Here is a 22,604-nt window from a genome sequence, read left to right on the forward strand (position 1 = left end):
GCTTCGAACCGGCCGTCTTTTTCTTCCTGGTCGAGGACTTTCAGCAGAAAATCTTCCTCGATCGCCAGCCGGCTGGCGAAAACAACGACATGCGACGCGTTGCGGATGCCGGGGCTGTTGAACGGATAGAGCGTGTCGGTGGCCTTGGCGATCCGGTCCTTGCCTTCTTCGGTCGAAGCAAAATGAATTTCCACGGCTGGGCGTTGGTGCTCGAAGGGCTGAAGCGCAAAAGATCGCGGATTTTCTCGACATTTTCCGGAGCGATTTTGCGCTTCGGATCAAAGGCCTTCACCGTGTGCCGGTGCTTGGCAAAATAGGTGATATCGTGATCGGCGTTCAGTCCGGCCGAGTTGCGGTCCCCCTCGGCGGGAATGATGTGCTGCTCTTCTGACATGTGATCGGCGGTGTCCGTCGATGAAATCTGGCTATCTGATAATTGGGTCATGATATTTGCTCCGTTGCTGTTGGGCACAACATAACAGTTCCGATTATCGGTTCTATCTCCTGATTTTGAAATAGATTATTTTGGAATTCAAAATAAAATCTCAGGCCAGCCCGCCATAGCGCTGGCCATTTGTCTCGATGATCCGCCGCTGCATGAAATCGAGAAAGGCCTTTACCCGGGCCGGCATCACCCGGCCGGGTGGTCGCACGGCCCAGATGTTGGTTTCGCGCGTGACCTTATAGTCGGGCAGAACGTGAACCAGGCGACCCGACCGGATGTCGGGGCCGACATGCCAGAGCGCCGCCATGCCGATGCCGACTCCGGCGCGGACCAGCACGCTCATCGCTTCGCCGTGGTTGACCGTGACCGGGCCAGTGGCCGCTATGTCGTGAATTCTGCCGTCCGGTCCGGTCAGCTGCCAGTGGCGCATATTGCCGAGTGGCAGGCAGGCGTGATCGGCAAGGTCGGACGGTTTCTGCGGTCGTCCCGCGCGCTCCAGATAGGCGGGCGAGGCAACCAGCCATTCCGGATTGGCATCGATTTTCTGGGCGAGAAGCGACGAAGGCGCTAGCTCGCCGATCCGGAAAGCCAGTTCATAGCCCTGTTCGACAATATCGACCACCGCATCGGTCAGATTGAGGTCGAGCGTGACATCGGGATGCCGTTCGAGAAATTCCGAGAGAAAGGGCACGATATGCGCCCGCCCGAATGTCGCCGAGGCGGTGACTCTGAGCAGTCCGGATGCGGAATTTGTCGATTGGGACAGCACCTGCCGGGCTTCCTCGGCCGCGTCGAGGATACGTTTTGCATGGTCGACGAAAACCTCGCCATCGGGCGTCAGTGATATCGAGCGGGTCGTCCGGTTCAGCAGCTTGACGCCGAGATCACTCTCGAGCGCCTGGATTCGCTGGGTCGCGTTGGTCGGCGAAAGATTGAATTCGGCGCCGGCTTTGCCGATCGCCCCGAGCGCTGCCACGCGCACGAACAGGTCGAGATTCTTCAGATCAAAAGTCACATATATTCCCCGGCTTTCGCATCATGCCAGCGCTAGCATATAGTGCCGCCGGAAAGGCGAGAAAACTGAATGGAGCCAGAAAAGGGATTCGCGCCCTGGCCATATTCCAGCGGATTGTCGGGGATGTGAACCGAAGGCGACGACCGGAAGAAAACGGTCAATCCGCCCTCTGCAGACCGGTTTTCCGGTCCGGATCGGACGAATATCCGGCCTTGAAAACAGCCAAGTTTCTGCGTCGCAGCATTGCTGTTGACTTGGGCACGTTGCTTTCCTAAACGGACCGCGCCTTGGCGGGTCGGCCTGCTGTTGTATATGGCTCTTTTTAGCGCTCTTTGGGGCATTTGAAGGGGTGATAATGGCAGCAAGCGAATCTGATCGGGATCCACTCGAAGAGGATGTGCGGGTTTCGTCGCTGGAAGAGCGACTGGAAACTGCACAAAGCAGAGAGCGGATCAAAGCGGGGCACCGGAACAAAGGGCCAGACGAAAGTCAGCGGCTCGGCGCAAGGGTGCTAAGCTATCTGATTGGAGGCGTGGCTGCCGGTTTTCTTCTCGGGTGGGCATTTGACACCTGGTTGGGAACGACGCCATTGTTCCTGTTGCTGTTCTTCTTCCTAGGGGTGGGGGTAGCGTTCAGGAAAATTTATGTGATTTCGAGCCAGCCGGTGGATGACATCGGTACGGCGTTACCAGATGATGACGATTGACGATCAGGGGTTTGATTAGTGGCTACCGAAGGCAAAATTGATCCTATGCACCAGTTTGAAGTGCAGCCCATCTTTGATGGCTTCACTCTATTCGGTCAGCAGATTGATTTCACTAACAGCGCGCTTTGGATGTTCGTCGTCCTTGTGCTGCTTTATGTTTTCATGATGGGCGGAATGAAGCGCGAGCTGGTTCCCGGCCGCTGGCAGGTCATGGTTGAGGGCGTTGTCGGATTCATCGACAATATCATCGCCAACAGCATCGGCCCCAATGGCAAGAAATATACGCCATGGGTCTTCACCCTGTTCATGTTCATCCTGTTTTCGAACCTGCTCGGCATGATGCCGTTCGGGATCATTCCGGGAATTCATCCGTTTACCATCACCAGCCAGTTCACCGTTACCGGCCTGCTCGCCGCGATCAGCTTCTCGATCGTGCTGATTGTCGGTTTCTGGAAGCACGGCTTCAAGTTTTTCAGTCTTTTCATTCCGCACGGTACGCCGGTGTGGATGATGCCGTTGATTTTCTCGGTAGAGCTTCTGTCCTTCCTCGTTCGTCCGTTCAGCCTCGCGCTGCGGTTGTTCGTTGCGATGATCGCCGGGCATATCCTGATCAAGGTTTTCGCAAGCTTCGTGGTTCAGGCCATCGATGCGGGCGGCGCTTCCTGGGGCATCGCGTTGCTGAGCATTCTCTTCATCGCATTTGTCAGCGCACTGGAACTTCTGGTATGCGCCATTCAGGCCTATGTTTTCGCTCTTCTGACATCTCTGTACATCAGCGATGCGGAAAATCTTCACTAAGTCACTTTCAATCCTAATTTTTCAATACGGAGTTTAAAAAATGGATCTCGCTTCTGCACAAGTAATCGGCGCTGGTATCGCTGCAATCGGTATCGGTGTTGCTGCATCCGGTGTTGGTAATGTTTTCGCATCCTTCCTCGAAGGCGCTCTGCGCAACCCATCTGCGGCTGACGGCCAGCAGGGACGTCTGTTCATCGGCTTTGCTGCTGCTGAATTGCTCGGCCTGATCGCTTTCGCTGTTGCCATGATGATTCTGTACGCTCCACCAGCTGCTACGCCAGCTGAAGCAGTTGTTGTCGAAGCAGCTGCCGTTGAAGCGCCAGTAGCTGAAGAAGCTCCGGTAGCTGAAGCAGCTGAATGATTTGACGGCGGGCCGGCAAGTCCGGCCCGCCCCAAAATCGCCTATTTGCGTCTCGAAACATCGGGTGAATAATGCCTCAAATTAGTCAGCTTATGGAAGTTTACGGCAGCCAGTTTTTCTGGTTGCTGATCGTCATTGGTATCATCTATTTTGGCATCGCCAAGAATATGGTGCCAAAGATCAGCAAGACCGTGGATGACCGTCAAAAGCGGATTTCCGACGACCTCGCTGCGGCCCAGGCCGGGCAGGACAAGGCCGAGCAGATCGAAGCCGATTATCGCGCGAGCATCAATGATGCGCGGGCCGATGCCGTTGGCAAGGTCAGCGAAGCCAAGGCCAAGGTCGCCAAGAAAAACGAGGCAGCGATCAAACGGGCCGACACCGCTATCGCCAAAAAGGCGGATGAAGCGGATGCTGCGCTGAAAGAGGCGCAAAGCAAGGCATTGAAGGAAATCGAAGCTGTCGCGGCGGATGCCGCCCAGGCTATCGTCAAGACGGTATCCGGCGCCAAGGTTACGGCGGCGGAAGCAAAGAAGGCGGTCAAGGCGGCTTTCTGAGCGCCTGCTGAAGGAGATAGAATATGCTATTGACGATTTTGGCAGAAGGCGCAGGGACAGTCAGTCCACTGCAGGATCCGACATTCTGGGTTGCGGTTGGCGTGCTCGTCGTATTTGCGATCATGTTGTGGACGAAAGTCCCGAAGATCGTCGGCGGCATGCTTGACAACAAGATTGCCGAGATCAAGAAGACGCTCGATGAAGCGGCTGATCTGCGCAAGGAAGCGGAAGCGCTGAAGGCCGAATATGAAGCCAAGACCGCTGGCGCGCAGGCTGAAATCGAAGCCCTGATGGACAGCGCTGAAAAAGAAGCGGCCATCCTGGTCAAGGATGCCGAAGCGGAAACCAAGGCACTGGTCGCCCGTCGCAAGAAAATGGCGGAAGAAAAAATCGCTGCGGCCGAACGCTCGGCGATTGCCGCCGTTCGCGCCAAGGCGGCAACCGCTGCGACACAGGCGGCGGAATCGCTGATCGCTGCGCGGCACGATGCAGCAGCCGACAAGAGCCTGATCGACAAAGCCATCGGCGATATCGGCAAAACGCTGAACTGATCCTTTTCTCTCCCCGAGGGGGAGAGGAAGCATCTTGTGACTGGCAAAGCTCTGCCGGTCATCCTAGATATGCCTCATGTCCAAGGCCGACCGCCCCGATCATCCCAATGCCGCGTCCCGTTTAACGAGGACAAGGCCACCTATGCGGTGCGCGGGGAAGGGGATACGCCCGATCTCGAAGCCGGGATGGCGGCGATCCGTGAGGTCCTGAATACGCTTCCCACGCGGCCTGGTGTTTACCGGATGCAGGACCGGCGCGGCGACGTGCTCTATGTCGGCAAGGCGCGCTCGCTAAAGGCCCGCGTCGGTGCCTATGTGCAGATGAACCGGCTGCCGCAACGACTGATGCGGATGGTCGCGCAGACCCGCTCGATGACCATTGTCACCACCGGCAGCGAAGCCGAGGCCTTGCTGCTCGAAGCGCAGCTGATCAAGAAATTTCGGCCTGCTTACAATGTCCTGTTGCGCGATGATAAAAGCTTTCCTTTCATCCTGTTGCGCGACGATCATGATTTTCCGCGGATCACCAAGCATCGCGGCGCGCAGCGGGCCAAGGGACAATATTTCGGGCCTTTCGCCAGCGCCGGATCGGTCAACCGGACGATCAACGCGCTGCAGAAGCTGTTCCTGCTCCGCAGCTGCACCGACAGTTTCTTCAACAACCGGTCGCGGCCCTGTCTGCTCTATCAGATCAAGCGTTGTTCGGCGCCGTGCGTCGACCGGGTCAGCAAGGAAGACTATGCCGAACTGGTCAAGGATGCGCGCGATTTTCTCTCCGGTAAATCTACCGAGGTGCAGCAAAAGCTGGGCGGGGCGATGGAGAAGGCTTCCGAGAGCCTCGATTTCGAAATGGCGGCGGTCTATCGTGATCGCCTGCGCGCGCTGACCTTCATCCAGGGCAGTCAGGCAGTCAATGCCGCGGGCCTGCCGGATGCCGATATTTTTGCGCTGGCCGCCAAGGGATCGACCGTCTGCATCCAGGCGTTTTTCATCCGCGGTGGCCAGAACTGGGGCCACCGCAGCTTTTTCCCCGCGCACACGACCAATGTCGAGATAGAGGAAGTTTTTTCGAGCTTCCTGATGCAATTTTATGACCAGATGCCGCCGCCCAAGCTGGTGCTGCTCGACCGCGAATTGCCGGACGCGGAACTGCTGGCGGAAGCGCTAGGCACCAGGGCTGACTATAAGGTCAGCGTTTCGAAGCCGCAGCGCGGCGATCGGCGCAAATTGCTGGAACAGGCCAGCCGCAATGCGGAAGAAGCGCTGGACCGGCGCCTGGCGGAAACCTCGACCCAGGCCAAGATCATGCGCGAAATGGTGGACTTGCTGGAACTGGAGGCGGTACCGGATCGCATCGAAATTTATGACAACAGCCATATCCAGGGCACCAATATGGTCGGCGGCATGGTCGTTGCCGGCCCCGAGGGTTTTCGCAAGAACGCCTATCGCAAGTTCAATAACAAAATCCCGACATCGCGCCGGGCGACGATTTCGCCATGATGCGCGAAGTGCTCGAACGGCGTTTCTCCCGCGCGCAGAAGGAAGATCCTGACCGCGACAAGGGCGAGTGGCCCGATCTGGTTCTGATCGACGGTGGCAAGGGACAGATGAGTGCCGCGCGCCAGGCGCTGGCCGAAATCGGTGTGGAGGATGTCGTGATGATCGGCGTCTCGAAAGGCCCCGACCGCAATGCCGGACGGGAAACCTTCCATCTCCCCGACGGTCGCCAGATCAACCTGCCGATGAACAGTCCCGTGCTCTTCTATCTCCAGCGTCTGCGCGACGAGGCCCATCGCTTCGCTATCGGCGCGCACCGCGCCAGACGGGCAAAGTCGGTCGGGCACAGTTCGCTGGATGATGTGCCCGGCATCGGTCCGGCCCGGAAAAAGGCGCTGCTGCTGCATTTCGGCACGCGCGCGCCGTAAAGAATGCCTCGCTCGACGATCTGCAGGGCGCGCCCGGGGTGTCGGCAACTGTAGCGCAGAAAATCTACGACTATTTCCACGGCTAGATTATTTCGCCGTTAAAAAATCGACCTTTCTGACGGACCGTGACGCCCGTCACGAGCATCTTGCGGATGCCATTCCTATCATCCTAGCCGAATAGACCCGGAGGTTTCCATGGCAGGTATGTTGGTCGATGCAATCAAGGTTGGCGAGCTCGATTCCGCAGGCAATCCGGTGACCGCGGTTTACGCCAAGGTGTCCGGAATTTACGCGATTTATTGTGCTGGCGCGCACGTGATGGTGCATTTCGCCGACGCAGAAGATCTCGGCGTGGAGCAACGACTGTGTCTCGTGGCGGTCAATGACATGCGCGGAAAAATCGAAGAGCTGGTGTGCGATCTGCTCCGTCAGGGGGATGCCGAGGGACAGAATATTGTCACCGATATTCGGCGGCATCTTGCCTTTGCACTGCAAATCGCCCTGCAGGGACAGAAGGAAATCGCGCTGCTTCGCCTGACCCGGCTGCATGCGAGGCTGGTCGATCAGAAAGATTCCTCGGCCCGTCTATATTATCTGCTCAGCACCTTCGTAATCCTGCTGGCGGTGATCGCCCTGTCGTGGATTGCGACATCCCCCTTGTTCATCGACGATATCGACCGCAATGAGCCGATCTACCTGTTGTGGATCGCCTTTGCGGTGGGCGGCGTAGGCGCGTTTTTCTCGATTGCGATCGCCGTGCGCAGCCGCAAAATCCGTTCGGCAACCGTCTTGCGAGACAATCTTATCGACGGCGGGTTGCGGGTGCTGGTGGGCGCCATCTCAGCGGTCATATTGATCGATCTGGTCTTTCTGAAATATATGCAGCTCGATGTGGTCGGTGTGACATTCGATCGCGATCTGGGATGGCCTGAGGTGCTGGTGCTGGGCATTGTTGCAGGGTTTTTCGAACGCTTTGTTCCCGACATGCTGGGCCAGCTGAAGGGCAAAATGGAGAGTTCAGCAGAGACCAGTGCGCTCGCTGGTACGGCAGTTGCAGGTGGCGTTTCGCGCGATGAAAACTCGCCATATCGCGGCAATTTCCCTTTGCCGCCACCGAGTGCGCCAGCACCCGGATCTGTCGGCGGTGCCCATCAAGCAATCGAGGAGCAGGACGAAGTAGACGGGGAGTTTATCGACGGTTGTTGTGACCGACCGGTGAACTCCGGCCAGGAGGAGCCTGTGACCGATGACGTGGAACTGCCCACGGCCATCGGCGGTGTGGTGGAAGATATCGCAACCAAAGCCGGCAACGGGGAGGATTGAAATGGCCTATCAACTGACATGGATGCCGCGTGTCCTCCGGCAGGCCGGCCTCAAGGTCGCCGAGACTCCCGGCTGGATCGATCACGGCCGTGGCAATATGCGGCAGGTTCGGGGTGTAATCTGTCATCATACGGCGGGTGCGCGGAACGGAAACATGCCGTCCTCCGGGTGTTGGTGGACGGGCGGTCAGACCTGAAGGGGCCGCTATGCCATCTGGGGCTTGGCCGGGACGGGACCTATTATCTGATCGCCGCGGGCAGCGCGAACCACGCGGGTCACGGTCGCTGGAAAGGCTTTACCAATGGCGGCAGCGGTTTCATCGGGATCGAGGCGGAAAATGTCGGCGATCCGGCCCGTGAAAAATGGCCGGATGAGCAGATTGATGCCTATATCCGGGGCGTCGCGGCGCTGTTCGGCTATTTGAATCTGCCGCCCGAGCGATGCTGTTCCCACCGCGAATGGGCGCTTCCCTCCGGCCGAAAGGTCGATCCCCACAGCATCGATATGGATGATTTCCGCCGCAATGTCGGCTTGGCCATCGATGGAAGATTTGCGGGGCGGCCGATGATCCCGGCCATGGACCTGGCGCAGCGTCCGACCTTGCGGCGTGGTGCGCGCGGCGTGTGGGTCGAGCAATTGCAGACCAAGCTGGAGCTGAAAGCGGACGGTATTTTCGGTCCGCTGACCGAAGCGGCGGTCCGTCAGTATCAGCGCGACCATGATCTGGTCGGCGATGGTATTGTCGGCCCGCTGACCTGGGCTGCTCTGAACCCCTGATTATCGGCAGAGCGCATATTGTTTTCCGTAACGGGCCATTTTGGTCTACTGGGGAGACATGCAAATCCGCTGTAAAGAGGCCATTATCTGTTCGGTCCGCTCCCATGGCGAACATGGCGCAGTCGTCAGGGCGCTTACCGCGGAAAACGGCCTGATGTCCGGCTATGTGCGGGGGGCGCATTCGCGGACGATGCGGCCGGTTCTGATCCCTTCCAATATCGTGCAGGCAGACTATCGGTCGCGGACCGAGGATCAGCTGGCGTCGATGACGGCGGAGCTGCAACTGAGCCGCGGTCCGTTTCTGGGCGAACCGCTGGCCAGCGCGGCGCTCGACTGGGTGACGGCACTGACCGCCGCAATCCTGCCGGAAGAGCATAGCTATCCGCATCTCCATTCGGCTTTGTCCGCGCTGCTTGACGCGATCTGCGGCGCTCCGTCGGCCAAGGGCTGGGCGGTCGCCTGGTGCGCTACGAACTGCTGCTGCTGTCGGAACTGGGCTTTGGCCTGACGCTGGACAAATGTGCGGTGACGGGCTCGCAGGAGGATCTGGTCTATATCAGCCCGAAGAGTGCCACGGCGGTCAGCGCTTTTGCGGGTCAGGAATATAAGGAGCGTCTGTTGCCGCTTCCGGCCTTTCTGAAGGAACCGGTCACACCTGAATGGGAGGATATATTTGACGGCCTGCGCGTCACCGGATTTTTCCTCAAACGCCATTTTTTCGATGACCGCCGCAAGGACGTGATGGCGGCACGGTCGGTATTGGTCGATCGGTTGAAAAGGGTGGTTGCCTAACCGCGCGTTTCTCGGCAGGAACGGCGCGCTTACAGGAAGGAACTCTCATGCATATCGCAGTGCTCGCCGGAGACGGCATTGGTCAGGAAATCATGGTCGAGGCGCTGCGCGTGCTGGTGGCACTGGATTTGCCGAATCTCTGTCTCGATCATGCCGATGTCGGCGGCGTTGCCTATCGCAACCACGGCCATCCACTGCCGCCGGAAACGATCGAACTGGCGAAATCCGCCGATGCCGTGCTGTTCGGTGCGGTCGGCGATCCAGCCTGCGACAATCTGGAGCGCCATTTGCGCCCCGAACAGGCGGTGCTCGGCCTGCGCAAGGAAATGCAGACCTTTGCCAATCTGCGCCCCGCGAAAATGTTTCCGGGCATGGAAGATGCCTCGGGCCTCAAGCCGGAAATCGCGCGCACCATCGATGTGGTGATCGTCCGCGAACTCAACGGCGATGTCTATTTCGGCGAAAAGGGCATGCGCACAACCGCCGACGGCCTGCGGGAAGGCTATGACATCATGTCCTACGACGAGAGCGAAGTGCGCCGCATCGGTCATGTCGCGTTCAAGACCGCTATGGGCCGTGGCCAGCGGCTCTGTTCGGTCGACAAGGCCAATGTACTGGAAACATCGCAGCTGTGGCGCGACGTGATGATCGAACTGTCGGCCGAATATCCAGAGGTCGAGCTTAGCCACATGTATGTCGATAACGCGGCGATGCAGCTGGTGCGCAATCCCGGCCAGTTTGACGTGGTTGTGACTGGCAATCTGTTCGGGGACATTCTTTCCGATCAGGCCAGCATGTGCGTCGGCTCCATCGGCCTGCTGGCGTCCGCCTCGCTGGGCGAGAGCACAAAGGGTTTATATGAGCCAATCCACGGCAGCGCCCCGGATATTGCCGGGCAGGGGATCGCCAATCCCTCGGCGATGATATTGTCTGCGGCGATGATGCTGCGGCACAGTTTCGGCATGGAAGCGGAAGCGAGCCGGATCGAAGCGGCGGTTGCTGCCGTGCTCGCGAGCGGCGTGCTGGGTCACGATCTGGGTGGCAATGCTTCAACCACGGAAATCGGCGATGCTATTGTCGCGCAACTGACGGGCGGCTAGGATAGAATCATGAAAAGAAACACCGGCCAGAACCGCGACGTTACCAAGAACTGGCGTCCGGCGACGCAAGCGATCCGCAGCGGCACGATGCGCAGTGAATTTGGTGAAACATCCGAAGCATTGTTCCTGACATCGGGCTATACCTATGATTGTGCGGAGGATGCCGCCGCCCGGTTCAATGGCGAGCAGGCGGGCATGACCTATAGCCGCCTGCAAAATCCGACGGTGCAGATGCTCGAAGAGCGGATTGCGATCATGGAGGGCGCGGAAGCCTGCCGCGCGACAGCATCGGGCATGGCGGCGATGACCGCCGCCTTGCTCTGTCAACTGGAAGCGGGCGACCATGTCGTTGCCAGCCGCGCGCTGTTCGGCTCCTGCCGCTGGCTGACCGACAGCCTGCTGCCAAAATTCGGCATCGACACGACCGTGGTCGATGGCCGCGATATCGAAAATTGGGAAAAGGCGGTCACGCCGAAAACCAAGGTCTTCTTCTTCGAGACGCCGGCCAATCCGACGATGGATGTGATCGATATCCGCAGCGTCTGCGATCTGGCGCGGGCCAAGGGCATCACCAGCGTCGTCGATAATGCCTTTGCCACCAATGTGCTGCAGCGGCCGATGGACTATGGCGCCGATGTGGTCGCCTATAGCGCCACCAAGATGATGGACGGACAGGGGCGGGTCCTCGCCGGTGCGGTCTGCGGCACGGAAGAATTTATCGAAGGCCCGTTGCTCGCTTTCACGCGCAATACCGGTCCGACGTTGAGCGCATTCAATGCTTGGGTGGTACTCAAGGGACTCGAAACGCTTGACCTGCGTATCCGGCGGCAGAGTAATAACGCGCTCGAAGTGGGCCGGTTTCTGGAGCAGCGGGTGGAGAAAATCCTGCACCCGGGCCTGCCCAGCCATCCCCAGCATAATCTTGCGATGAGCCAGATGGAGGCCGCGGGACCGATCTTCTCGCTCTATGTCGGCGGCGGTCGCGCGCGAGCGCATGCTCTACTCAACGCATTGAATCTTATCGATATTTCGAATAATATCGGCGACAGTCGGTCGCTTATGTGCCACCCGTCTTCGACTACGCATCACGGGCTGGGCGAAGAGGCGCGAGTGGAAATCGGGATCACCGAAGACATGCTGCGGATCAATGTTGGTCTGGAAGATCCGGTCGATTTGATCGGCGACCTGGATCAGGCCCTTTCGTCTGTGGGGCTTTAACTCTATATCATGATCATGGAATCGTTCTTCCCCTTTGCTGAGACCACCGACGGGGTCACCGTACGCGTATCGGTGACCTTCCTGCCGGAACAGTCCGATGTCGACGGCAGCCGCTGGTTCTGGGCCTATCATATCCGGATCGAGAACCATCGCGACACCGCTGTACAGCTGTTGAGGCGTCACTGGCAGATCAGCGACGGGCGTGGTGGATTGCAAATGGTCGACGGCGACGGTGTGGTCGGCGAACAACCGGTCATCCAGCCGGGCAAGTCGCATGACTATGTATCCGGATGCCCGCTCTCCACGCCCAACGGAGCGATGGAAGGCCATTTCGTCATGGTTGGCAGCACGCCCCCGGCCTTCGAGGTCCGCATTCCGCATTTTCCTCTCACCGAACCGACAGTCGAGCAATGAAGCGCACCCATTTGCCATTGAACGGGCTGCGCGTGCTCGATGCCGCGGCACGGCATCTCAGCTTCACCAAGGCGGCCGATGAACTGGCGGTAACGCCGGCGGCGGTCGGACAGCAGATCCGGGCGCTCGAGGACATGCTCGGCGTGGTGATGTTCCGCCGGACGCCCAAGGGGCTCGAACTGACCGATGAAGCGGCAGCGGGACTGGATGCCCTGCGCTCCGGTTTCCTGCAGTTCGAGGAAGCCGTCCGCGCGATGCAATCGGGCCAGTCGTCGCACAAGCTGACGATTGCGGCGCCGCGCGACTTTACCCAGAAATGGCTCAACGAGAGATTGTCCCGTTTTTCCGCCGACAATCCGGACACCAGTTTCGCGCTGGTCGCGGCGGACAATGAAATCGATTTTACCGAGGCCAATCTCGACGTGGCAATCTGGCTGGGCGACGGGCCGGGACAACATGAGGGCAGGATGCTCGGCGATACCATATTCGTGAAGGTTGCCGCGCCGGGGCTCAAGGGCGGAAACAAGATTGACTGGCCGGGCTGCCCGATATCCGAAGGTGAGGAAACACTGATGCGGGTTGCCGATGGCGGTCTTGCAATCGAGGCGGCGGCCAATGGTTTCGGCTATGCTTGGGTACCGAAAATGCTGGTCCAGCGTGATCTGGTGGCGGGCCGCATCGAGATTATCGGCGAAGACAGCGTGTCCTCTCGTGGCTACTGGCTGATGGCGCCGCTTCCGCAGTGGCGGCAGAAAAAGGTGAAAGCGCTGGTCGAGGCTCTGGCCAACGCCTAGCCTTTCGGGCTTTTAACTATTGTTCTGCGAGCAGATTGACCAGGCGCGTGGTCAGGGCCAGCAGATCGCTTTCCTGCAATGATATCTCTTCGTTATTCCAGCTGACCGCGACGGCGTAATTTTTGCCTGCCTTCGATCGCAACAGGAAATTGAAGGATAAGACGCCGGGTTCCGATCCGCCCTTATAACCGAAATAGTCCCATTTTCCGGCCGCACCATGACCGATGCCGGGGTTGATCGCCAATATGGTCCGGCTTTCCTTGCTCGCGTTGTGGCGCATATAGTCGAGCAATCTGACGACGTCCGCCGGGGTGGCAAACCATTCCAGCTGATCGATGAAACTGGGGCGATGGGTCAATATCCGGAAATCGAGACTGTCCAGCGTCAGGGCGCTGTCAAAATCCGCCAGCAGCTTCTCGCGCCCGGCGGGATCGGCGCTTAGATATTGTTCCCGCCGCTCCGTGTGGACCGGCATTTTCAGGGCCGAGGCCTGACGTGTCATCAGCAGCGGGCGCAGTTCGTCGGGGTTGTGATGGCCGGCGGCGCGAACAATCCCGGCCAGATTGTCCTGTCCGATGATCCGGATCAATGTGTCGGTGGCGCTATTGTCGCTGATCGAGATCATCAATGTCGCCAGCGTGTGCAGCGTGACAGGGGACCGGTTGGGCCAGTCCTGGCTTATCCCCGAGGGATGGGATTTCGGCCCCAGCTCCACGACGTCTGACCATTGCCGTTCGCCCGCCTGTATCGCGCGGTCGAGTTCTGCCAATATATAGAGTTTGACCGCTGAAGCGATGGCATAGCGGCCGTCGGGATCAAGCGCGGCAACGGGCGGTAGGCCGGGTTCGTCCAGCGCCTGTACCAGCAGACCCTGACGCCCGGGCAGGGCATCGATTGCGGCCACGACCTCGTCGATATTATCGCCGATCGCCTCGAAGCCGGTCAGTTGCAACCCCGATATGCGATGCGGTGAACCAGTCTCCAGATCGATATTCACCGTTCCGATAGATCGCGCATAGCGAACCGTGAGGACCGCTGAATTGGCGTTTCGCGCATCGATCGACGATATTGCAAGCGGCTGCCCGTGCTGCTCCGTCACCTGCTGCACGATGGCGCGAAACCGGGTAGGGGGCACGGCGTTGCGGAAATTCTCGTCGAACACCACGGTCTCGATAGGCTCGCCCTGCAACAGGCGCAGCACATCATTGGCCCGAATGGATAGCTGGGGAGAGAGCGAGGATTGTGTTTGGGCCATTGCTGCGTCTAACGGGTGTGCGAGCGAAGCGGGGAGAAGGCAGATCGCGAAAACATATAGGAACCGCACGATAATCTCCCGCTGCTATTTTCGGTCAATTCCCGACTATTAGGCGTCGATCACATCCTCATCAAGGCTGGCGGCATTTTGCTGGATGAAATTGAACCGGTGTTCGGGATTCTTGCCCATCAGCCGGTCGACCAGATCCTTCACGCCCGCGCGCTGCTCATATTCCTGTGGCAGGGTGACCTTGAACAGCGACCGCGTGTCCGGGTCCATCGTCGTTTCCCGCAGCTGTGACGGGTTCATTTCGCCGAGGCCCTTGAACCGGCTGACGTCCACTTTCTTGCCCTTGAACGGACCATTTTCGATTTTCGCGCGGGCCGCGTCGTCCTGCGCATAATGGCTCTTGCCGCCGGCGCTGATGCGATAGAGCGGCGGACGGGCCAGATAGAGATGGCCGCGGCGGACGAGTTCCGGCATTTCCTGGAAGAAGAAGGTCATCAGCAAGGTCGCGATATGGGCGCCGTCGACATCGGCGTCGGTCATGATGATGATCCGTTCGTAACGCAAATTGTCGGGCTGGCAGTCCTTGCGCGTGCCGCAACCGAGGGCAAGAATCAGGTCGGCAATCTCGCTATTGGCCATGATTTTCGCGTTATTGGCGGAGGCCACGTTGAGAATCTTGCCGCGGATCGGCAGGATTGCCTGGGTCTTGCGTTCGCGGGCCTGTTTGGCCGAGCCGCCGGCGCTGTCGCCTTCGACGATGAACAATTCCGTGCCTTCCGGATCCCCGATAGAGCAATCGGTCAGCTTGCCGGGCAGTCGGACCTTGCGTCCTGACGTCGCGGTCTTGCGTTTGACCTCGCGTTCGGCCTTGCGCTTCAGCCGCTCGTCCATCCGCTCCATAACGAAACCGAGCAAAGCCTTGCCGCGATCCATATTGTCGGTGAGGAAATGGTCGAAATGGTCGCGTATCGCGTTCTCGACCAGCTTCGAAGCTTCCGGAGAGGTCAGCCGGTCCTTGGTCTGGCTCTGGAATTGCGGGTCGCGAATGAACACCGACAGCATCATTTCGCCGCCGGAGATGATGTCGTCGGCGGTCAGTTGCGACGCCTTCTTGATCTGCACCAGTTCGCCGAAGGCCCGCAGACCGCGCACCAGCGCATTGCGCAGGCCGGTTTCATGGGTGCCGCCATTGGGTGTCGGAATGGTGTTGCAATACCAGCTGTAGCTGCCGTCGGTCCAGATCGGCCAGGTGATCGCCCATTCGACCCGGCCCTGACTGTCGGGGAATTCCTGATTGCCGGCAAAGAAATCGGTGGTGACGCATTCGCGCCCGGCAAGCTGTTCCCGCAGATGGTCGGACAGGCCGCCGGGAAACTGGAAGACCGCCTCGGCGGGGACATCATCGCTGGCCTGGCTCTCGTCGCATTTCCAGCGGATTTCGACGCCGGCATAGAGATAGGCCTTGGAGCGGGCCAGCTTGAACAGGCGCGAGGCTTGAACCGGTTGCCTTCGCCAAAATTTCGGTGTCCGGGATGAACGATATGCTGGTGCCACGCCGGTTCTGGGTGGTGCCGACTTCGTCCAGCGTCGAGGTCGCGAGGCCTTTGGAAAAGGACTGGCGATACAAGGTCTTGTTCCGCGCCACTTCGACGATCGTCTCGGAAGACAGGGCGTTGACGACGGAAACGCCGACGCCGTGCAGGCCGCCCGATGTCGCATAAGCCTTGTCGGAGAATTTTCCGCCCGAGTGGAGGGTCGTCATGATCACTTCGAGCGCCGATTTGCCCGGGAACTTGGGATGCGGATCGACCGGGATGCCGCGCCCGTTGTCGCTGACGGTCAGACGGTTGTCGGTATCCAGCGTGATCTCGATCCGGCTGGCGTGGCCGGCGACCGCTTCGTCCATGCTGTTGTCAATGACTTCGGCAGCGAGGTGGTGGAGCGCACGCTCATCGACGCCACCAATATACATGCCGGGGCGTTTGCGGACAGGTTCCAGTCCCTCGAGAACCTCGATTGCCGAGGCATCATAGTCACCGGATTTGGATTGGCTTGGCGGGTTGGAACCGAACAGATCATCAGACATGTTCGATCCTATAAGAGCGCAGGAGTCACACTGGCAAGAGACTTATGATGTCTCTGGCCAGTGCGTTGAAAATTCTTGCAATTTGACGGGTTGTCTAGCGAACCCGCGGGCCGCCGAACGGCAGTGGCGGCGGTGCGCGACGGGCGCCGCGCGGCAATTGCGCCTGGAACGCGCGACCACAATGTTCGACGCAATAGGGGAAGCCGGGGTTCACTTCCTCGCCGCAGAAATGGAAGTCCGGCTCGCCGGGGTGATTGATCGGCCAGCGGCAGATCTTGTCATTGAGGTCGAGCAAGCTGGTCTTGTCGGCAATTTCCTCGCTCGGCTTGGCGGGAACCAGACGGCGCGGCGGTGCCGGTGGAATCGGCGCCTGCTGGTCGCCGGGACCCTGACGCAGGAAGCCGCCGGGGCCGACGGAAACAATCTTCGGGCCGTCATGCTTGGGCTGACGGGCCTGTTGTGCGGCATGGGTGCGGGCAGCCGGCGTTGGTGGCGGCATCGCGCGACGCGCCACATGCTCTTCCTTCGGCTTGGCAACCGCACCGGCCTTTGCCGGCGGTTTTTCGGTTTGGGCGCGGGTTTCGTGCCCTTTTTCGCTGCCGGCTTTGCTTTTACCGGAGAAGGACGCGACTTCAGGCCAAGGCGGTGCGCCTTGCCGATCACGGCATTACGGCTGACGCCGCCCAGTTCTTCCGCGATCTGGCTGGCAGTCAGGCCTTTTTCCCACATATTTTTCAGCGAATCGATACGCTCGTCTGTCCAAGCCATGCAAAGTCCTAATTATCTTGAGTTATGGGCGATATAGGGTCGACAGGGTGAATATACAACCACGATATTGGCGCGATATGGGGTTGTGATTGGCGCGGCGAGCCGATAGGCGATAGGCATATGCTCGACCAACCCGAAAAAGATCAGACGACCGGTTCACCGGTCCATGCGATGCAATTTGCCGAGCCCGGCGCGCCGATCATCCGCGGTGTCAACTGGGCCGGATTTCTGGCGCTCTACTGGAAAGAGGTCAGGCGCTTTGTCAAAGTCCAGCTGCAGACAATCTGGGCACCCTCGATCACGACCTTGTTGTTCCTGATCATCTTCACCGTTGCCATGGGGCGCGGCGATAGAACCGTATTGGGCGTGCCTTTCGCCGACTTTATCGCGCCCGGCCTTATCTGCATGGGCATGTTGCAAAATGCCTTTGCCAACAGCAGCTTCTCGATGTTGGTCGGCAAGATCCAGGGCACGATCATCGACTATCTGACGCCACCCCTCTCGGTCGGAGAATTGCTGGCGGCGCTTGTCGCTTCGTCGATGACGCGGGCCATATTGGTCGGCTTCGCGGTCTGGCTGGCGATGTTCTTCTGGCCGGGTGTCAATGTCGGGGTTTCCCACTGGTGGGCCGTCATCTGGTTTGGCCTGATGGGTGCCGCGATGCTTTCGCTACTGGGTGTGCTGACATCGATCTGGGCGGAAAAATTCGATCATGCTGCAGCGGTCAGCAATTTCGTGGTCGCGCCGCTGGCGCTGCTTTCGGGAACATTCTACTCGATCGACCGCCTGTCGCCGGCTTTTCAGGCCGTCAGCCATGTGAACCCCTTCTTCTACGCGATATCCGGCTTTCGCTATGGTTTTCTCGCCGAAGCGGATTCACCGGTACTGCTGGGCGCGCTGATCCTGCTGGCGATCAATATCGGACTGACGCTGCTCTGCTATTTCCTGCTGAAATCGGGCTGGAAGATCAAATCCTGACCGCGACGGAATAGACGCCGGACCGTCTAGTGTCGGTGGATCTGATGCAACTTGTACTTGCCGTTTTCGGTCGCTTGGAACAGCCGCGCGACATCGGGATGGCTGACCGGTTCGCCGCTGTCATCGGCCAAAAGATTCTGCTGGCTGACATAGGCAACATAGCTGCTGTCGGTGTTCTCGGCGAACAGATGATAGAAGGGCTGGTCCCTCGGTGGCTGCAGATCCTTCGGAATCGCCTCGTACCATTCCTCGCTATTGGCGAAGACCGGATCGATATCATAGATCACGCCGCGGAAATCGAAGATCCGGTGCCGCACGACATCGCCAATGGCAAAGCGCGCATCCAGAATGTCGGGCGTGTTGGGCGGCAGGGGATTGCCGGACTTGAATGGATCTGTTGAGTTCATGCTCACAATTTAGGCGCTTCGCGATCATATGCAAGCGCCGCTTCGGGTTTCTGCTCCGGTTCATCGGGGGGGAAGGCCAGGCCGGGCCTGCTGGAACAGACGCGCGCTCGCCAACCTGTAGGCTCGCCGCGTACCATCGTCGAATCCTGAACAGCACCGGCTGAATTTCTACCAATTGCGCGCGCCGAGGGCGCACTCGCAAAACTGAATAATATATAGTAATATCAAATGCTTAAAATGAAATCAGGATTCTTATTGCAAATGCAAATGATTCTCAATAGTAGGTGGCGCATTATCGGAATGTGAGGGAAATTCATGCGACTATTGAAATCTGCCATCCTGTGCGCGAGTGCGCTTGCTCCATTGCCGGCCTTGGCTGCCAGTGAAGACGCGGATGCCGAGCAACGGACAATCATCGTCACCGGAGCGCAGGAAGAAGGTTTTACTGCGACCAAGACCGACACGCCGATTATCGAGACGCCGCAACCGATAACGGTGATCGACGACGAGCTTTTCCTCGCCCAGGGCGCAATCAGCATCGGCGACACTCTCAACTATGTCGCCGGCGTAACAGCCAATCCCTACGGGCCGGACAGCCGGGTCGACGGCGCCTTCGTCCGGGGGATAACCGCGCTCCAGTTCCGCGACGGCATGCGCGACATTTACAGCTTTTACGCCAGTATTCGCGCCGATCCTTATAATTTTGACCAGGTTGAGCTGGTCCGTGGTCCGGCCTCGGTTCTGTTCGGCCAGGGTGCGCTTGGCGGGATCGTCAACCTTGTATCCAAGCGGCCCGAGTTCGAGGCGAGCGGCGAAGTGTCGCTGCGCTATGGCTCGTTTGATCGCAAGGAAGCGCTGGTTGACCTTACCGGTCCGCTCGGTGATACGGTTGCCGCCCGGATCGTGGCGCGCGTTCGCGACGCCGACACGCAAACCGATTATGTGCCGGATGACCGCGTGATGGTCTCGCCCTCGATCACCTTCAAGCCGTCCCCCGATACCGATATAACGTTCATCGGCCTGTACCAGGAAGATGACAGCGGTTCGACATCGCAATTCCTGCCGCTGGTCGGGACAATCCTCCCCAATCCCAACGGTCAGCTGCCGAACAGTCTGTTTGTCGGCAAGCCCGGCTGGGATCGCTATGACGGCCGCCTGTTGCAGGGGACCGCGCTGTTCGAACATCGCTTCGGCGACACCGCCAAGCTCAACCTCAAGGCGCGCTATATCGACAGCGATCTGGAGTATTTCACCCATTATCCGAACAATTATTCCAATCCGACCAATCCTTTTCTGGACGCGGACCAGCGGATAATCGGCCTTTATGTCGACGGCAGCATCGCCCGCATGGAAGTCTTCTCGACCGACAATAATGTCCAGTTCAACTTCAACACCGGTTCGAATATCGAGCATACCCTGCTGGCCGGCGTCGATTTCAGCTTCAACTCGGTCTACAAGACCGGTGGCTTCGGTTTCGAGGCGATCGATATCTATGACATCGATTATGCATCGCTTTCCGATTATGGCGGCGGGCTTCCGACACCGACCTATGTCGCCGAGGATGTCGACCAGGACCAACTCGGCATTTACGTGCAGAACCAGATGCGCTTCTTTGACCGCGTCTCGATCGTGCTCGGTGCCCGGCGCGACTGGACGAGCGCGCAGAGCATGGGCGGTGCCACCCGCGAGGATGCGGCCACGACCTTCCGCGCCGGCATAATCGCCGAACTGGTCGAAGGCGTCTCGCCTTTCTTCAGCTACACCGAGAGTTTCGAACCGATCGCCGGAACTGCCAGCGACGGCAGCGCCTTCATTCCCAAGGCGGGCCGCCAGTTCGAGGCGGGGATCAAGTTCCACCCGGCCGACAATATCCTGATGACCGTCACCGGCTATCATATCAAGGAAAGCAACCGGCCGGTTTCGGATGACAGCACGACCGATCCGTTCGACTAGGTCCAGATCGGGTCGATGACGTCAAAGGGTGTCGAATTCGAGGGCAATGTCTCTTTGCCAGGCGAATTTACCGTGATCGCAAACGCCAGCTATAACGAGGCGGAAGTGGACGGCACGGGGCACCAGCTCGACAATGTGCCGAAATTCAACGCCTCGCTCTGGACGACCAAGGGCTTCGCGCTGGGCAATGACACCAGGCTGCTGCTCGGCGGCGGTGTGCGCCATGTCGGCAAGCAGCGGTCGTTCGGACCGGCCTTTCCCGACGGCGTTCTGACACCCTCCTACACGCTGGTCGATATGCTGGCGGAAGTGACTTACGCCAACTGGAGCTTTGCGCTCAACGCCACCAACCTGTTCGACAAACGCCATTATTCGGCCTGTCTGGCGCGCGGCGATTGTTTCGTGGGCAGCGAACGCAATATCATGGGCACGGTAAGCTACCGTTTCTGATGGCGGATGAGATGCTTTTCGCTGCCGGATCGGCAAGCGCGGTTGCCGCCATATTGGTCTTGCGCGTTTCCTGGGCGAGACCGGGCCGCTCGCGGCTTCTGAACGCCGCCGGCTGGTTGCTTCTCGCGATTTCCGTCGCTGCGGGATCGGCCTTGGCCGGAGCGTGGGGCATAACGGTCATGGCGCTCTGGGCGATGGGAGCGGCGTTCGTCCTGCTCGCCGTCGCTGCCTGGAAGTCGCCACCGGCCAGACGCAAAGCGTCCAGCCGCAGGGCAGGGATGCTGCCCGAGGCCGGTGAGCCGTTACGGCTCGGGGGCCGGGTGATTACCTTTCTTCTGATCGTGCTCGGCGCGATGATTTCATCGATCGCCCTTGCCATCACCACGCGCTGGATTGCCTTGCTGGCCGGTGCCGCCGAAGCCAATGCCAATGTGCTGGCCTTGTTCGCGGCGCCGCTCGGCTGGACAATTTTGGCCTTTCTCATCCTGATGACCGACAGCCGCAGACGCCAGCTGGTCATTCTTTCCATTCCGATCGCCACTGCCATTCCGGCTTTCGTCACAGGAGCCCGCTATGAGCGCCGCCATCGAACCGGGGACGGTCAAAAAGTCTCTTTCCGCCCATGCAGCCATTGGTCTGATCGCCGGTGCGCTGCTTTATATTGTCTCGCTGACCGGCACGGTTGCGGTATTCTATCAGGAACTGCAACGGGTCGAGCAACCGAATGCACCCGAAATGGCGTCGATACGCCCGAGGCGGTGCAGCGCGGCGTCGAGGCTGTTCTCGCCAGCGAGGCAGGCCAGCCGAGCACGACCCATCTTTATGTCCACCTTCCGGACAAGGAACTGCCGCGCACGGCGGTTACCACGGACACGCAGGCGGTCTATCTGGCGCAGGATGGCAGCATTGCCGGACCCGAAGAGATCGCCTGGTCGGACTTTGTCGTGAAGCTCCATTATACGCTCAATCTGCCAGTGCTGGTCGGGATCACCATCGTCGGCATATTGGGCGTAATGATGCTGGCGCTCGCGGTCACCGGCGTCGTTGCCCATCCGCGTATCTTTCGCGACGCCTTTCGTCTGCGCGCCCGCAACGACAGCGGTGTGGGGCTGGCCGACTGGCACAATCGCCTGAGCGTCTGGACCTTGCCCTTCTCCGTCGCGATCGCGCTGACCGGCGCGCTCATCGGACTGGCCAGCATTACCGCTTATGCTGTCGCCGCAGACGATTATCAGGGGGATGTCGAAGCGGTTTACGGACCGATTTTTGGCGAGGAAGGCGAAGCCGATCCGCGGCCCGCAGCAGTCCCCGATGTAGCGGCTGCGCTCGAGCATATGGCCGACGCCTATCCCGAACTGAACCTGACCTATGCCATTCTCCACGACCCGATGACCAAGGGCCAGCATGTCCAGATCGTCGGCGAGCATGACCGGCGGCTGATCTTCGGTGAATATTACGCGTTCAGCGCCGACGGCACATTTGAACATACGGCCGGTCTTGCGGACGGCGACTGGGGACAGCAGGCCGCTGCCTCGACCTATCAGCTACATTTCGGAACCTTTGGCGGTCTGCCGGTGAAACTTGCCTATCTGTTGTTCGGCGCGGCGCTGACGGCAATCTGCGCCACCGGTACCTATATCTGGCTCGGCAAGCGCAGACGCAGAGGCATCGAGGAGCCCCGCCTCCGGGGCGCTGGAACGGCGTCATCATCGGCACGCCTCTGGTTCTGGCGATAACGCTGCTGGCGCGGTTCGCCTTCGGCAATGACTTTCCTTTTGCTATCGCCTTCTGGATCGGCTTGCTGGTCGTGGTTCTGGGCTATGCGGAAATGTTGAAACGCAAAGCCGCCAGCTGATCGCGGGCCGCATCCCCGTTGTTGAGCCCCCCGGAATGCAAAGGGCGCGTCAGACTATAGTCTGACG

General features: G+C 59.5%; 15 protein-coding genes and 9 pseudogenes. 16 read left to right on the top strand and 8 right to left on the bottom strand.

Going from position 1 to position 22,604, the window contains the following annotated elements; all coding sequences use genetic code 11:
- The 3 genes and pseudogenes from C8024_RS22195 to C8024_RS17795 form a co-directional block, all read right to left on the bottom strand.
- Positions 1-194: pseudogene (locus tag C8024_RS22195) on the bottom strand (hypothetical protein); the annotation flags it as partial.
- A 23-nt stretch (positions 195-217) separates the two neighbouring features.
- Positions 218-445: pseudogene (locus C8024_RS23820) on the bottom strand (hypothetical protein); the annotation flags it as partial.
- A 100-nt stretch (positions 446-545) separates the two neighbouring features.
- A complete protein-coding gene (locus tag C8024_RS17795; RefSeq protein WP_173207644.1) occupies positions 546-1,460 on the bottom strand; it encodes a LysR family transcriptional regulator in 915 nt (304 codons plus the stop codon).
- A gap of 355 nt (positions 1,461-1,815) precedes the next feature.
- Between C8024_RS17795 and C8024_RS17800 the strand changes: the two genes are divergently transcribed.
- The 13 genes and pseudogenes from C8024_RS17800 (at position 1,816) to C8024_RS17860 (ending at position 12,776) form a co-directional block, all read left to right on the top strand.
- A complete protein-coding gene (locus tag C8024_RS17800; protein WP_100095133.1) occupies positions 1,816-2,166 on the top strand; it encodes an AtpZ/AtpI family protein in 351 nt (116 codons plus the stop codon).
- Positions 2,167-2,211: 45 nt separating this feature from the next.
- Positions 2,212-2,964 carry a F0F1 ATP synthase subunit A gene (locus C8024_RS17805; RefSeq protein WP_100095132.1) on the top strand — a complete coding sequence of 251 codons (753 nt, stop codon included), beginning with the start codon at positions 2,212-2,214 and terminating at the stop codon, positions 2,962-2,964.
- Positions 2,965-3,004: 40 nt separating this feature from the next.
- Positions 3,005-3,223, top strand: a pseudogene (locus C8024_RS17810) (F0F1 ATP synthase subunit C); the annotation flags it as partial.
- A 173-nt stretch (positions 3,224-3,396) separates the two neighbouring features.
- On the top strand, positions 3,397-3,882 hold the full coding sequence (locus tag C8024_RS17815; RefSeq protein ID WP_173207649.1) for an ATPase: 486 nt from the start codon (positions 3,397-3,399) through the stop codon (positions 3,880-3,882).
- A 23-nt stretch (positions 3,883-3,905) separates the two neighbouring features.
- Positions 3,906-4,433, top strand: coding sequence for a hypothetical protein (locus C8024_RS17820; RefSeq protein WP_173207652.1), 528 nt, complete (start codon positions 3,906-3,908; stop codon positions 4,431-4,433).
- Between the two features lie 69 nt (positions 4,434-4,502).
- Positions 4,503-6,444: pseudogene (gene uvrC, locus C8024_RS17825) on the top strand (excinuclease ABC subunit UvrC).
- 109 nt (positions 6,445-6,553) lie between these two features.
- The gene (locus tag C8024_RS17830) at positions 6,554-7,681 is read left to right on the top strand and encodes a hypothetical protein (protein WP_173207655.1); all 1,128 of its coding nucleotides are present in this window, start codon (positions 6,554-6,556) and stop codon (positions 7,679-7,681) included.
- A gap of 174 nt (positions 7,682-7,855) precedes the next feature.
- Positions 7,856-8,458: an N-acetylmuramoyl-L-alanine amidase gene (locus tag C8024_RS17835; protein ID WP_173207657.1), complete on the top strand. Its 603-nt coding sequence runs from the start codon at positions 7,856-7,858 to the stop codon at positions 8,456-8,458.
- Between the two features lie 58 nt (positions 8,459-8,516).
- A pseudogene (gene recO / locus C8024_RS17840) lies at positions 8,517-9,250 on the top strand (DNA repair protein RecO).
- A 47-nt stretch (positions 9,251-9,297) separates the two neighbouring features.
- A complete protein-coding gene (gene leuB, locus C8024_RS17845; protein ID WP_173207660.1) occupies positions 9,298-10,350 on the top strand; it encodes a 3-isopropylmalate dehydrogenase in 1,053 nt (350 codons plus the stop codon).
- A 9-nt stretch (positions 10,351-10,359) separates the two neighbouring features.
- Positions 10,360-11,568 carry a PLP-dependent aspartate aminotransferase family protein gene (locus C8024_RS17850; protein ID WP_173207663.1) on the top strand — a complete coding sequence of 403 codons (1,209 nt, stop codon included), beginning with the start codon at positions 10,360-10,362 and terminating at the stop codon, positions 11,566-11,568.
- Between the two features lie 15 nt (positions 11,569-11,583).
- Positions 11,584-11,982, top strand: coding sequence for a Co2+/Mg2+ efflux protein ApaG (apaG, locus tag C8024_RS17855; protein WP_100095731.1), 399 nt, complete (start codon positions 11,584-11,586; stop codon positions 11,980-11,982).
- Positions 11,979-12,776 carry a LysR family transcriptional regulator gene (locus C8024_RS17860; RefSeq protein ID WP_173207666.1) on the top strand — a complete coding sequence of 266 codons (798 nt, stop codon included), beginning with the start codon at positions 11,979-11,981 and terminating at the stop codon, positions 12,774-12,776. Before apaG ends, C8024_RS17860 begins: the two co-directional genes overlap by 4 nt.
- A 16-nt stretch (positions 12,777-12,792) precedes the next feature.
- Here the strand turns inward: C8024_RS17860 and C8024_RS17865 are convergent, their stop codons facing one another.
- From C8024_RS17865 to C8024_RS17875, 3 genes and pseudogenes are all read right to left on the bottom strand, one after another.
- Complete coding sequence (locus C8024_RS17865; RefSeq protein WP_173207669.1) at positions 12,793-14,031, bottom strand: serine hydrolase; 1,239 nt, start codon at positions 14,029-14,031, stop codon at positions 12,793-12,795.
- 108 nt (positions 14,032-14,139) lie between these two features.
- Positions 14,140-16,126, bottom strand: a pseudogene (gene parE, locus C8024_RS22200) (DNA topoisomerase IV subunit B).
- 94 nt (positions 16,127-16,220) lie between these two features.
- A pseudogene (locus C8024_RS17875) lies at positions 16,221-16,894 on the bottom strand (GcrA family cell cycle regulator).
- Positions 16,895-17,014: 120 nt separating this feature from the next.
- Between C8024_RS17875 and C8024_RS17880 the strand changes: the two are divergent.
- Positions 17,015-17,872, top strand: coding sequence for an ABC transporter permease (locus C8024_RS17880; RefSeq protein ID WP_100095118.1), 858 nt, complete (start codon positions 17,015-17,017; stop codon positions 17,870-17,872).
- 26 nt (positions 17,873-17,898) lie between these two features.
- Here the strand turns inward: C8024_RS17880 and hspQ are convergent, their stop codons facing one another.
- Positions 17,899-18,279 carry a heat shock protein HspQ gene (gene hspQ / locus C8024_RS17885; RefSeq protein ID WP_100095117.1) on the bottom strand — a complete coding sequence of 127 codons (381 nt, stop codon included), beginning with the start codon at positions 18,277-18,279 and terminating at the stop codon, positions 17,899-17,901.
- 315 nt (positions 18,280-18,594) lie between these two features.
- Between hspQ and C8024_RS17890 the strand changes: the two are divergent.
- Positions 18,595-20,682, top strand: a pseudogene (locus C8024_RS17890) (TonB-dependent siderophore receptor).
- Here C8024_RS17890 and C8024_RS17895 read toward each other — a convergent pair.
- A complete protein-coding gene (locus tag C8024_RS17895; protein ID WP_173207678.1) occupies positions 20,654-21,202 on the bottom strand; it encodes a hypothetical protein in 549 nt (182 codons plus the stop codon). The pseudogene C8024_RS17890 and the gene C8024_RS17895 sit on opposite strands and share 29 nt — an antisense overlap.
- A 53-nt stretch (positions 21,203-21,255) precedes the next feature.
- Here C8024_RS17895 and C8024_RS17900 point away from each other — a divergent pair.
- Positions 21,256-22,418 (top strand): annotated as a pseudogene (locus tag C8024_RS17900) (PepSY-associated TM helix domain-containing protein).
- Positions 22,419-22,604 lie beyond the last annotated feature (186 nt).

The sequence above is a fragment of the Sphingopyxis sp. BSNA05 genome (assembly GCF_013265645.1).
In the GTDB taxonomy this organism is placed as follows: Bacteria; Pseudomonadota; Alphaproteobacteria; order Sphingomonadales; family Sphingomonadaceae; genus Parasphingorhabdus.

Excerpts from the sequence above, each read along its gene's own strand:
- C8024_RS17800 (WP_100095133.1), top strand. The coding sequence starts at position 1,816 with ATGGCAGCAAGCGAATCTGATCGGGATCCACTCGAAGAGGATGTGCGG.
- C8024_RS17805 (WP_100095132.1), top strand. The coding sequence starts at position 2,212 with ATGCACCAGTTTGAAGTGCAGCCCATCTTTGATGGCTTCACTCTATTC.
- C8024_RS17815 (WP_173207649.1), top strand. The coding sequence starts at position 3,397 with ATGCCTCAAATTAGTCAGCTTATGGAAGTTTACGGCAGCCAGTTTTTC.
- C8024_RS17820 (WP_173207652.1), top strand. The coding sequence starts at position 3,906 with ATGCTATTGACGATTTTGGCAGAAGGCGCAGGGACAGTCAGTCCACTG.
- C8024_RS17830 (WP_173207655.1), top strand. The coding sequence starts at position 6,554 with ATGGCAGGTATGTTGGTCGATGCAATCAAGGTTGGCGAGCTCGATTCC.
- leuB (WP_173207660.1), top strand. The coding sequence starts at position 9,298 with ATGCATATCGCAGTGCTCGCCGGAGACGGCATTGGTCAGGAAATCATG.
- C8024_RS17850 (WP_173207663.1), top strand. The coding sequence starts at position 10,360 with ATGAAAAGAAACACCGGCCAGAACCGCGACGTTACCAAGAACTGGCGT.
- apaG (WP_100095731.1), top strand. The coding sequence starts at position 11,584 with ATGGAATCGTTCTTCCCCTTTGCTGAGACCACCGACGGGGTCACCGTA.
- C8024_RS17860 (WP_173207666.1), top strand. The coding sequence starts at position 11,979 with ATGAAGCGCACCCATTTGCCATTGAACGGGCTGCGCGTGCTCGATGCC.
- C8024_RS17865 (WP_173207669.1), bottom strand. The coding sequence starts at position 14,031 with ATGGCCCAAACACAATCCTCGCTCTCTCCCCAGCTATCCATTCGGGCC.
- C8024_RS17880 (WP_100095118.1), top strand. The coding sequence starts at position 17,015 with ATGCTCGACCAACCCGAAAAAGATCAGACGACCGGTTCACCGGTCCAT.
- hspQ (WP_100095117.1), bottom strand. The coding sequence starts at position 18,279 with ATGAACTCAACAGATCCATTCAAGTCCGGCAATCCCCTGCCGCCCAAC.
- C8024_RS17895 (WP_173207678.1), bottom strand. The coding sequence starts at position 21,202 with ATGACCAGCTGGCGTCTGCGGCTGTCGGTCATCAGGATGAGAAAGGCC.